10 protein-coding genes are annotated in these 10,384 nt (G+C 75.0%); 2 read left to right on the top strand and 8 right to left on the bottom strand.

Features of this window, described 5'->3' with window-relative positions; translation table 11 throughout:
* The first annotated feature begins 12 nt into the window (after positions 1-12).
* Positions 13-171, top strand: a complete 159-nt coding sequence (locus tag GA0115233_RS40505; protein ID WP_304363123.1) for an LPXTG cell wall anchor domain-containing protein — start codon at positions 13-15, stop codon at positions 169-171.
* 64 nt (positions 172-235) lie between these two features.
* On the opposite strand, the gene GA0115233_RS38575 is transcribed toward GA0115233_RS40505, so the two are convergent.
* Entirely contained in the window at positions 236-1,501 is a 1,266-nt protein-coding gene (locus GA0115233_RS38575; protein ID WP_093725262.1) for a carboxylate--amine ligase, read from the bottom strand.
* A 141-nt stretch (positions 1,502-1,642) separates the two neighbouring features.
* Between GA0115233_RS38575 and GA0115233_RS38580 the strand changes: the two genes are divergently transcribed.
* Positions 1,643-2,851 (top strand): glycoside hydrolase family 26 protein, encoded by a 1,209-nt coding sequence (locus GA0115233_RS38580; protein WP_093725264.1) that lies wholly within the window; start codon positions 1,643-1,645, stop codon positions 2,849-2,851.
* Positions 2,852-2,873: 22 nt separating this feature from the next.
* Here GA0115233_RS38580 and GA0115233_RS38585 read toward each other — a convergent pair whose 3' ends face one another.
* From GA0115233_RS38585 to GA0115233_RS38615, 7 genes are all read right to left on the bottom strand, one after another.
* Entirely contained in the window at positions 2,874-3,965 is a 1,092-nt protein-coding gene (locus GA0115233_RS38585) for a GNAT family N-acetyltransferase (protein ID WP_093725266.1), read from the bottom strand.
* The gene (locus GA0115233_RS38590) at positions 3,962-4,609 is read right to left on the bottom strand and encodes a lipopolysaccharide biosynthesis protein (RefSeq protein WP_093725268.1); all 648 of its coding nucleotides are present in this window, start codon (positions 4,607-4,609) and stop codon (positions 3,962-3,964) included. Before GA0115233_RS38590 ends, GA0115233_RS38585 begins: the two co-directional genes overlap by 4 nt.
* Positions 4,606-5,751 carry a glycosyltransferase gene (locus GA0115233_RS38595; protein ID WP_093725270.1) on the bottom strand — a complete coding sequence of 382 codons (1,146 nt, stop codon included), beginning with the start codon at positions 5,749-5,751 and terminating at the stop codon, positions 4,606-4,608. Before GA0115233_RS38595 ends, GA0115233_RS38590 begins: the two co-directional genes overlap by 4 nt.
* On the bottom strand, positions 5,748-6,506 hold the full coding sequence (locus GA0115233_RS38600) for a polysaccharide deacetylase family protein (protein WP_093725272.1): 759 nt from the start codon (positions 6,504-6,506) through the stop codon (positions 5,748-5,750). Before GA0115233_RS38600 ends, GA0115233_RS38595 begins: the two co-directional genes overlap by 4 nt.
* Entirely contained in the window at positions 6,490-8,148 is a 1,659-nt protein-coding gene (gene murJ, locus GA0115233_RS38605) for a murein biosynthesis integral membrane protein MurJ (RefSeq protein WP_093725274.1), read from the bottom strand. The genes GA0115233_RS38600 and murJ overlap by 17 nt, the downstream gene beginning before the upstream one ends.
* Complete coding sequence (locus GA0115233_RS38610) at positions 8,145-9,452, bottom strand: O-antigen ligase family protein (protein WP_093725276.1); 1,308 nt, start codon at positions 9,450-9,452, stop codon at positions 8,145-8,147. Before GA0115233_RS38610 ends, murJ begins: the two co-directional genes overlap by 4 nt.
* Positions 9,453-9,456: 4 nt before the next feature.
* On the bottom strand, positions 9,457-10,384 hold a 928-nt coding region (locus GA0115233_RS38615), incomplete at its 5' end, for an exopolysaccharide biosynthesis polyprenyl glycosylphosphotransferase (protein ID WP_141689643.1).

The raw sequence follows: 10,384 nt of genomic DNA on the forward strand, positions 1-10,384 counted from the left end.
ACGCCGCCGACCATGCCTCCGACGACTCCGCCGGGCCACAACGGTCCGCCGCCGAGCCTGCCGGAGACCGGTGGCGGGCGTGCCACGCTGGCCGCCTCCGGTGCCAGCGCCGCGCTGATCGTGGCCGGGGCCATCCTGTACCGACGGGGCAGGGCCGCCTCCCGCCGGTGAACCGAGGACCGGGGGCCGGACGTCCGCAGCGTCCGGCCCCCGAGCCGTTCCCGGTGCCCCCGGGTCAGTGGCTGCTCGCCCGCTCGTCGTCGGAAACCTGCGCCGACGCCTGCCGGACCACCCGGGCCTCGGCCGGGGCGGCCGAACGCAGGCCCGGCCGCCGCAGCCGGTCCAGCAGCCGCCGCGACACGTGCCGCGTCCACAGCGCCCACATCGCCCAGCCCGGACGCCGGTCGTCCCCGGCGTACCAGGCGCCCTCCCGCCCCGCCCGCACCGGGCGCAGCGCGGTCAGCGGCGCGTAGTTCTCCACCACGAAGACCCGCCCGGGCCGCTCGTCCCCCTCCGGCAGCGGACGGTGCGTCAGATCCAGGTGCAGGGCCCGTACGACGTCCAGCCCGGTGGTGTCCGTGAAGAGCCGGAACTGGGCGCCGGGGCGGGGGTTGAAGTCCAGCAGGTGATACCGGCCCGTCATGGCGCAGCGGCGGAAGTCCAGGTCCAGGATGCCGCGGTAGCCGAGCCCGCGGACCAGCCGCTCGGCCAGCGCCCGCACCTGCGGATTGGGCGCCCACCGGCCCACCGCCGTCAGACCCGCCCCGCGCGGCCAGGCCAGGTCCTTCATCCCCGGGCCGCCCGCGCGCAGGATGCCCTCGCGGTCGGCGTACCCGTGGAAGAACCAGTCGAGTTCGGGACCGGGCGGCAGATACTCCTGGAGCAGCAGCCGGCTGCCCGCCTCGGCCGTGCGCGCGTACAGCTCCTTCGCCTGCTGGGCCGAGCGGATCACCGTCGTGCTGCGCAGTCCGCTGCCGGGCGGCAGCAGCCAGGGGCAGCTCCACTTCGCCACCACCGGCAGCCCCAGCCGCCAGGCCTGCGCGGCGGCCTCGGCCGCGCTCGCCGGGACGACGGTGCGTGGGTGCGGTACGTCCGCCGCCGCGCACAGGGCCGCCAGCTCCGCCTTGTCGGCGACCCGTTCGGGCAGGGCGCCGGGCTGCTGCGGCAGCAGGTACGAGGGGGACAGTTCCGCGCGCAGCCGGTCCACCGCGACCGCGCCCGCGTCGTCCATCGGGATCAGCACGGCGGGCCGGGAGATCCGCGCGGCGACCTTGCGCAGCGCCCCCGCGATCTCGGCCGGTCCGGCGCCGGGCGGCGGCGCCGGGTGGAGCCGGGTGACGTAGCGGGATCTGCGGACGGGGGACGCGGTGCAGTCGGCGACCACATGCACGTCCACGCCCGCCCGGCCCAGCGAGCGCACCGCGCCCAGGGTTCCGTGGTGAAAGGGATTCCGGTCGATCCGCAGCAGTACGGCGGGGACCCGGGTGTCGAACAGCGACACGGATTCATTCCTTCGGTCGGACGAGCGGGGCACTCGAAAGCCGTAATGGCGGTGGCGTAATTCCGGTTCATATGACTGAGTGTCAGTAATGGGTGGTCCCCCGAGTGCGGGAAGCCCCCGAGCAAGGAGAAAGGGGCAGCCATGACCCCACAGCGACGACCGGCCCGGTCCCGTCGGCGGGCGGCGTGGGTCGCGGCGATCGCAGCCGTGTCCGCCGCCCTGGCGGCCGGTCCCGGATTCGCCGCGGGCGCGGGGGCGGCGCGGCTCGCCGAGCCACCTGCTCCGGCGCCCGCCGCGGCGGACGACGTCCCCGCCTTCGGCGCCTACCTCCACTACGGGGCCCGGGGCGTCGAACGGATGGCGGAGCTCAGCCGCTGGCTGGGCGGTGCCGAACTGCGGGTCGGGCACACCTACCTGCCGGGCGACCGGTGGAGCAACATCGAGGGCGGCCACGGCTTCCTGGACCCGTGGGCGAAGTGGCGGCAGCAGGACCCCAACCGCGTCTTCGTGCTCAACGTCCCCATGATGGAGCGCAACGAGGAGCCGCACTCCGACGAACGGGTGCGGCTGCTGCTGCGGCAGGGCGCGGCCGGTGTCTTCGACCACCACTTCCGCCGCCTCGCCGAACGCCTGGTGGAACAGGGCCTGCCGGACACCGTGGTCGTGCCCGGCTGGGAGATGAACGGCACCACGTACACCCATCGCTGCGGCCCCGACCCGGAGGCCTGGAAGAAGTACTGGAACCGGATCGTCACCGCCATGCGCGCGGTGCCGGGGCAGAAGTTCCGGTTCGACTTCACCGCGAGCCGCGGCCGGGACGCCATTCCGTGGACCCAGTGCTATCCGGGCGACGACACGGTCGACATCATCGGAATGGACGCCTACGACCAGCCGCGCGGAATGTCGTTCGACGAACAGGTGAAGGAGCCCTACGGACTTCAGGAGCACGTGGAATTCGCCAAATCCCACGGCAAGGCCATCTCCTATCCCGAGTGGGGACTGTTCCGCAACGGCGACAACGCCGAGTACATGCGGGGCATGCTCGCCTGGATGGACGAGCACAAGCCGGCCTACAACACGCTGACCGACTACTGCCCGCACGGCGTGTGGCAGTGCTCCGCCAACCCCGAGTCGGCCGAGGTCTACCGCGCGGTGCTCTCCGGCCGCACCCACGAACCCCAGCCGGAGCCCACACCCACCACGCCGACTCCGACCCCGACGCCCACTCCCACGCCGGTGGAGCCCACCACCCCGCCCGAGTGCACCCCGCTGGACCTCGGCGAGTGGGTGGAGTACTGGCTCGGCGGGAAGCTGTGCCTGCGCTTCGACTGGTACGCGCGCAACCGGTGAGCCCTCGGTGGCGGTGGGCCCGTCAGGACCCGCCGCCACGCCGGCGCTCCTTCCAGCGGCCCACCAGCTCCTTGCCCCGCCGCCGCGCCGCGGACCGGCACAGGGCCGCCGCCAGCAGCGGGGCGGTACGCCGCCGGGCCAGCAACAGCCGCCGGTTGCACACCGGTTCGGGCCGCCAGTGCTGCTTGTACGGCTCGTTCCCGCGCAGCAGGCTCAGCGTCCCCCGGGCGTACTCGGCGCAGGCGTCGAGCAGCATCACCGCCACGTCCGCCCTGCGCTCGCGCAGACACGGGTGGGCGCCGTACAGATAGCCGCCCGTCAGGCCCCGGGAGAGCAGGGTGACGTCGACGGCGACCACGTCGTCGTCCAGCCGGAACTCGGTGACGACCGCGTCCCCGGACGCCACCATCGGCCCGACCGCGCGCACCAGGTGCTCCTCGAAGCGGGGCCGCAGATGCTCGGAGGTGACCTTGCGGCCCTCCCACTGGAGGCGGTGCAGCTCCAACAGCCGCCGCAGCGCCTTGTCGGCCTCGCCCGGCCCGGCCACATGCCGTTCGATGCCGAGTGCGGCCAGCTTGCGCAGCTTCGCCCGCACCCGCTGCTGGGCCTTGGCGGACGGCAGCCGGGCGATCAGCTCGGCCATCGGTACCGCGGGCAGCTCCAGGCAGAGCGAGTCGGGCACCTGGCGGCGCGGGCCCGGCCAGTTGGCGTAGATCCGTTCGGCGGCGCTGCCGGGGCGGACCTCGCGCAGGTCGATCAGCGCGGTGCGGGCCGCCGCCGCGAGACCCGCGGTGAGCGCGGCCACCGCCCGCTCACCCCGGTCGTCGTCCAGCAGGACGTCGCCGTAGTCGGAGATCGCGCCGCCGAGCGGCACCAGCGCGGGCACCGGGCGGCGCACCCGCATCAGGGGAGCGGCGGCGACGAGTTCGCCGCGGTCGCGGACCAGCACGACCCTCAGCCGCCCGGAACCGCCGTACGACCGCCACCAGGAGTGCAGCCAGGGATGGCTCTGGAAGGGGGTGGCGGTGGCGCAGTTGCCGTACAGGCGGGCCCAGTCGGGGGCCAGGGCGGCGAAGGCGGGCTCGTCGGTGACGAGTTCGATTCCGTATGTCACAGCTGTCCGTGGACATCGGCGGCGGGGGCCGGGGACGGAACCGCCGGGCGGTCGTGGCGGTCGCCGCGGCGGCGGGGCCGGACCAGCAGCGCCAGACCGCCGAGCAGCCCGCCCGCGCTCGCCCCGACCAGGCCGGTCACGGTCGCCGGGGCGGAGGACGGCTCGGTGGGCTTGGTGGCGCGGGCGAACTGCTGGAGCTCGACGTGGGTGGACGGCTCGGCGTCGGCGGCGTGCCGGGTCAGGGCGCGGGCGACGGCGTTGGCCATGTCGGCGGCGAGGTCGGCACGGGTGGAGGTGGCGGTGACGGCGACCATCGGGGCGTCCGGGGAGGTCGCGGTGCGGACGTTCTTCCTCAGCGTCGACACCGGTACGCCCGCCCACACCTGGGCGTCCCCGAGCACCGCGACCTGGGTGGCGACCCGCCCGTAGGCCTGGGCGAAGCCGAGCGCGGAGGCCGGGTCGGACTTCTCGCCCGGTACGGCGACGACATAGCTGGTGGCCGTGTACGTCGGCGCCTTGACCACGCCGTAGGCGCCGCCGAGCAGTCCGCCCGCGAGGGCGCCGGCCGCGATCAGGGACCAGGGCGGCAGGGTCCGGGCGCGCGACAGTGGGGTCGCGTGCCGTCCGGTGGGGTTCTCGGTCATGACGAACCGGCTTTCTCGGGTGACGGGGAGACGGAGGTGAGGGCGCCGTACACGGCCATCAGGCGGTCGGCGCTGCGGGTGATGCCGTAGTGCAGGGCGGCCTCGGGGACGTCGCGCGGGCGGGGGCCCTCGGCGTGGACCGCGGCGACGGCGCGCGCGAGTTCCTCGGGCCCGCCCCGGACGCGGCGGGCGGTCGGCGCGGAGTGCGCGGGCAGGTCCTCGACGGCCGGGCAGGAGGCGTACAGCACGGGCAGCCCGCAGGCCAGCGCCTCCACGACCGCAAGCCCGAACGCCTCCTCCGGGGACGGGGAGGCGAACACGTCCATCGCGCAGAGCAGGGAGGGCAGGTCGGGGCCGGGGGAGCCGTCCGGGAGGTAGGGGCGCTCGCCGGTGAACAGGACCCGTTCGGCGACGCCCGCCTCCCGCGCGGTGCGCCTCAGCACGCTCTCCTCGGGGCCGCCGCCCACCAGCAGCAGCCAGTGGTTGTCGGGGAGCCGGGGCAGGGCGTGGATCAGGGCGGCGAAGTTCTTGGCGGCGGTGAGCCGGCCCACGCCGCCGATCACCCAGGCGTCCTCGGGCAGGCCGAGGCGGCGGCGGGTGCGCAGCCGCTGGACCGGGTCGAAGCGGAAGCGCTCCAGGTCGATGCCGTTGGGGACGACCTCGATGCGCGGCGCGGGCACTCCCCACCGCTTGAGGCGGTCGGCGACGGTCGGGGAGACGGCCACCGTGGTCCGGCCGAGCCGCTCGCCCGCCAGGTACAGGGCGCGCACCCCGGGGCTGAGCCGGCGCCCCTCCATCTGCGAGTCGCCCAGGGAGTGCTCGGTGGCGACGACCGCCCGCACCCCGGCCAGGCGCGCGGCGATCCTGCCGTACAGGCAGGCCCGGTAGAGGTGGGTGTGGACCAGGTCGTAGCCGCCCGCGCGGATCAGCCGGGCCAGCCGGGGCAAGGCGGCCAGGTCGCGGTTGCCGGTCATACCGAGGTGGGTGACCCGCACCCCGTCGGCCGTCAGACCGTCGGCTACGGGGCCGGGGTTGGTCAGCGTGACCACGTCGCACTCGACCGGCAGATGCCGCAGCAGCAGCCGCAGTTGCTGCTCGGCGCCGCCGACGCCGAGGCCGGTGATGATGTGCAGCGCCTTCATCGCAGCCCCGCCACGGGACGCCGGCGCAGCCGGTGCAGCCGGTGCTTGAGGTAGAGGCGTACGGCGGTGTCGTTCTGGCCGATGTGGACGCGGGGGAGGGCGTACAGGGAGGTGAGCGGGCCGGGGTCGATGGCGCAGGCGTACGCGTACCCGGCGGCGCGCACCGCCTCCACGGCGCGGGCGTCGACCGTTCCGTACGGGTAGCAGAAGCCCTGAACGGGAGCACCGGTCAACTCCGCGAGCAGTGCTCTGCTCGCGTCGGTCTCGGCGTGCAGGGTGGCGTCGTCGGCCTTGGTCAGGTCCACATGGGTCAGACCGTGCGAGCCGATCTCCACCCCCGCCGCGGCGGCCTGCCGGATGCCGTCGGCGGTCAGCAGCGGCTTGCGCGGGCCGAGCGGGTCCCAGGCGTTGTCGCCGCCGAGCCTGCCGGGCAGGACGAAGAGGGTCGCGGTGCAGTCGTGGCGGCGCAGCACCGGCAGGGCGTGGTCGAGGAAGTCGGCGTACCCGTCGTCGAAGGTGAGCCCGACCAGCCCGCGCCCCTCGCCCCGGCCGTGGGCGGCGAGCAGCTCCCCCATGGACACGCCCCGCAGACCCCGGCGGCGCAGCCGGCCGAGCTGGTCGTCGAGGCGTTCCGGGGTGACGGTGATGCGGTACGGGTCGTCCGAGCAGTCGCCGACGGAGTGGTACATCGCCACCCACGGGACCGGTCCCGGTCGGGGCCCGAGGCGCGGGCCGGGGTCAACGGAGACGGACATGGCGCAGCCTTTGCGTGACGGTGCGGACAGGGGTGAGGCCCTCGGCGCGCAGGGCCCGGCCGAGCAGTAGGAAGACGCAGATCACGGTGGCCGCCCCGGCGGCCAGTCCGGGCAGCGGGGTGTCGAAGCGGGCGGCGACGAGGGCCCCGGTGGCCGTCGCCGCGGCCGCGGCACAGGCGGGCTTCGTCAGCTCGTACAGGACCCGGCCGGTGCGTACCGGTACCGCGCGGCGGCGCATCCCGGCCAGCAGCAGGACGGCGGTGACGGTGATGCCGGCGGCGTTGGCGGCGGCGATGCCGTACACGCCCCACAGCCGCAGCGTCCCCACCCCGATCCAGGTCGTCACGGCGATGCCGACGGCCATGGTGGCCAGCGGGAACCAGGTGGCGCGGCCCGCCGAGAAGTAGGACCGGATCAGCGCGCCCACCAGGGTCTGGCCGAGCAGCCCGAGGGCGTAGACGCGCATCACGCCCGCCGTGACCGCGGTGTCGTGCGCGGTGAACGCGCCGCGCTGGAAGAGCAGTTCGATGATCTGCGGGGCGCAGGCGATGACGGAGGCGGCGCCCGCCAGCACCACGCAGGCGGCCATCTCCAGATCGCGCTCCACCCGGAAGCGGGCCCGGTCGAGGTCGCCCTCGGCGACGGCGCGCGCCACCACCGGGAAGGTCACGGTGACCAGCATCAGCGAGAGCGTCATCGGGATCTGGGCCACCTTCTGCGCGTAGTTCAGGTGCGAGATGGACCCGGCGGTCAGCCCGGAGGCGAGGAACCGTTCGATGAGCACCTGGGACTGCCGGCACAGCGCGAACAGCAGCACGGTCGCCACCAGCGCCAGCGTCGCCGCCTGCCCGGTGGCCGACGCCGCCTCCTCGTCCCGTACTTCGGCCGCTCGGCGCCGCAACCGGCCGAGCACGAACGGCAGTTGCACCGCCACCATCAGCGCCCCGCCCACCGCCACCCCGGCCGCGGCCGAGCGCACTCCCCAGTGCCGGCCGAGGACGAACATCGCCGTGATGATGCCGGTGTTGTACGCCACGTAGATCGACGCCGGGGCCAGGAAGCGGCGGTGCGCCCGCAGCAGCGCGCAGGAGTACCCGGCGAGCCCGAAGCTCAGGACGCAGGTCGCGGTCAGCCGGGTGCAGTCGACGGCGAGCGAGTAGTCGGCCAGGCCCGGCGCGAGGGTGCGGACCAGGTAGGGGGCGGCGGCCACGGTCAGTGCGGCGGCGCAGACCAGGGTGAACGCCAGCTTCGGCAGGGTGCTCGCCACCAGCGCGCGCACCGGGTCGCCGGGGGCGCCCTGGGCGCGGCGGGCCAGCGCCAGGCTGAACGCGGGGACCAGGGCGAAGGCGAGGCCGTCCTCGATGAGGAGGGTGGAGGCGAACTCCGGCACCGTCCAGGCGACCAGGAAGGCGTCGGTCTCGGTGCCCGCACCGAACAGCCGGGCCAGCGCCTGGTCGCGGGCCAGCCCCAGCAGGGCGCCGGCGATCGACAGCACCACGGTGGCGAGGGTGGCGCGGGCGAGGAAGCGCCGGGTGGCGGGAGCGACTCCGGTGCGGTCCTTGACCGGTCCCGGGCCGCCGGAGCGCGCCGCCGGGACGGTGGGGGAGTTGTCGGCGCCGGTGCGCGGAGGGGTCACCGTCATCGGGCCTCGACCTCCCCGGTGCGGGGGGCCAGCGCCCACCAGGCGGTCATGCCCAGGCAGACGGCCATCAGCACGGTGGAGGGGCCGCCGATGTCGGCGTAGGCGAAGTCCGTGAGCTGCCACACCAGCAGCCCACAGGCGACCAGCCCGCAGTCCAGGCCCGGTCCGTGCGCCCGTACCCGCACCACCCGGCGCACCGCGCACACCAGCAGCGCCAGCCAGCCGCCCGCCAGCGCGAGCAGCCCGATCAGGCCCTGCTCGGCGAGGACCAGCAGGTACATGTTGTGCGGGGAGAGCAGCGGCTGCTTGCGGAAGGCGGCCCCGGCGCCCTCGGTGTCGCTGCCCGCGGACAGGGCGAGCGAGGCGTGTGCGTCCCGGTACTCGGGGAAACCCTTCAACCCCACACCGGTCAGCGGCTGTTCGCGCCACATGCCGGCCGCGGCGGCCCACATGGTGTACCGGTCGGTGACGGACTGGTCGGGCGCGTCGGTGACCTGGGTGATGGAGCTGATCCGCTCCTGGAGCATCGCCGAGCCGACCCCGAACCCGCCCACCAGGATCACGGCCGCCGCGGTCACCGTCGCGCCCACCGCCAGCGCCCGCCGCAGCCCGGCGAGCAGCAGTTGCACCGTGCAGGTCACCGCGGTCGCGATCCAGGCGCCGCGGCTGAAGGACAGCGCGAGCGGCAGCAGCAGCACCAGCGCGCACAGGGCGGCGGCCACCCGCTGCCGTACCGGCGTACGGCCGAGGGCGAGACCCACCGCGCACACCAGGCCAAAGGAGACGACGGTCGCCATCCCCATCACGTCCTGCGCCCCGAAGGTGCCCACCGCCCGGACCGGCTCGCCCTGGTAGGAGGCGCCCGTCCCGGTCATGTACTGGTGCACCCCGACCGCGCCCTGCCAGCCCGCCAGCGCCACCAACGACCAGGCCAGCAGCCGCAGATCGCCCCGGTCCCGGACCAGGAGCAGCACCGCCGCCGGGACCAGGACGAACACCTGGAGGTAGCGTCCGAGACCGGTGAGCCCCTCGCCGGGCGAGGCCGCGCCCACCGCCGCGACCGCCAGCCCCACCACCGGCAGGCCCAGCACCACCGCCGCCGTGCGGGACAGCGGGCGCCGCCGGTCGCGTAAGAGCCGGATCGCGCAGTACAGGACGGCCAGCGCGGAGAGCGCGTCGGCCGGGCCCGCGCCGCCCTCCCCGCCGGGGCCGACCGGCAGCGCGAGCAGGGCCACCACGGCCACCACCGGCAGCACCGGGGACAGCGCGCGGGAGCGGGGCGGGGTCAGGACGAGGCTGGTCATCGGGTCAGCTCCCGGTCGGGCGCACGAGCTGGACGGCCGTGCGCAGCAGGATGCAGACGTCCTGCCACAGCGACCAGTTGTCGATGTAGGCGTTGTCGAAGCGGGCCCGGTCCTCGATGGAGGTGTCGCCGCGCAGGCCCTGGATCTGGGCCAGCCCGGTGATGCCGGTCTGCATCCGGTGCCGGGCCGCGTAGCCGGGGTAGGTCTGGCTGAACTTCGCGACGAAGTACGGGCGTTCGGGGCGCGGGCCGACCAGGCTCATGTCGCCGCGCAGCACGTTCCACAGCTGGAGCAGCTCGTCCAGCGAACTGCGCCGCAGAAAGCGGCAGAACCACGACATGCGCACCTCGTCGGCCACGCTCCAGCGGGTCGCCGACTCGTGCTCGTCGACCGGGCGGTGGGTGCGGAACTTCAGCAGCGTGAAGGGCCGCCCGTCCTTGCCGATGCGCTCCTGACGGAACACCACACCGGGTCCGTCGGTCAGCCGCAGCACCACAGCGCACACCAGCAGCAGCGGGCTGACCAGCAGCAACAGCGTCCCGGACACGGCGATGTCGAGCAGCCGCTTGCCCGCCCCGCCGGGCCGCCGGGCGGAGCCCAGGTCCAGACGCCGGCAGGCGTACCCGGCGAGCTGGTCGCGGGAGGCGTACGCCGGGGAGTCCGCGTCGACCTCCCACACCGTGCACCCGGACTCCGCGAGCGCCCGCAGCAGGGGCGCGCGCTGGGACCGTACCGACGGGTGCACGGTGAGGACGTCACGGACGCCGTTCTGGATCAGGGCCCGCTGCACCTCCGCGCCCGTGGTCAGCACGGGAAGCTGCTCGGTGCCGTCCGGGTCGGGGGCGACGATGCCCACCGGCCGCACCCCGCACCGGGGATGGCGCAGCACCCCGGCGGCCACCCGCTGCGCGGTCGCGGCCGGGCCGACGACC

The sequence above is a fragment of the Streptomyces sp. DI166 genome (assembly GCF_900091315.1).
Lineage (GTDB): Bacteria > Actinomycetota > Actinomycetes > Streptomycetales > Streptomycetaceae > Streptomyces > Streptomyces fuscus.

Bases quoted from the DNA above. Each gene is read 5' to 3' on its own strand.
- GA0115233_RS38610 (WP_093725276.1), bottom strand. From the start codon at position 9,452: ATGACCAGCCTCGTCCTGACCCCGCCCCGCTCCCGCGCGCTGTCCCCG.
- GA0115233_RS38580 (WP_093725264.1), top strand. From the start codon at position 1,643: ATGACCCCACAGCGACGACCGGCCCGGTCCCGTCGGCGGGCGGCGTGG.
- GA0115233_RS38600 (WP_093725272.1), bottom strand. From the start codon at position 6,506: ATGTCCGTCTCCGTTGACCCCGGCCCGCGCCTCGGGCCCCGACCGGGA.
- murJ (WP_093725274.1), bottom strand. From the start codon at position 8,148: ATGACGGTGACCCCTCCGCGCACCGGCGCCGACAACTCCCCCACCGTC.
- GA0115233_RS40505 (WP_304363123.1), top strand. From the start codon at position 13: ATGCCTCCGACGACTCCGCCGGGCCACAACGGTCCGCCGCCGAGCCTG.
- GA0115233_RS38595 (WP_093725270.1), bottom strand. From the start codon at position 5,751: ATGAAGGCGCTGCACATCATCACCGGCCTCGGCGTCGGCGGCGCCGAG.
- GA0115233_RS38590 (WP_093725268.1), bottom strand. From the start codon at position 4,609: ATGACCGAGAACCCCACCGGACGGCACGCGACCCCACTGTCGCGCGCC.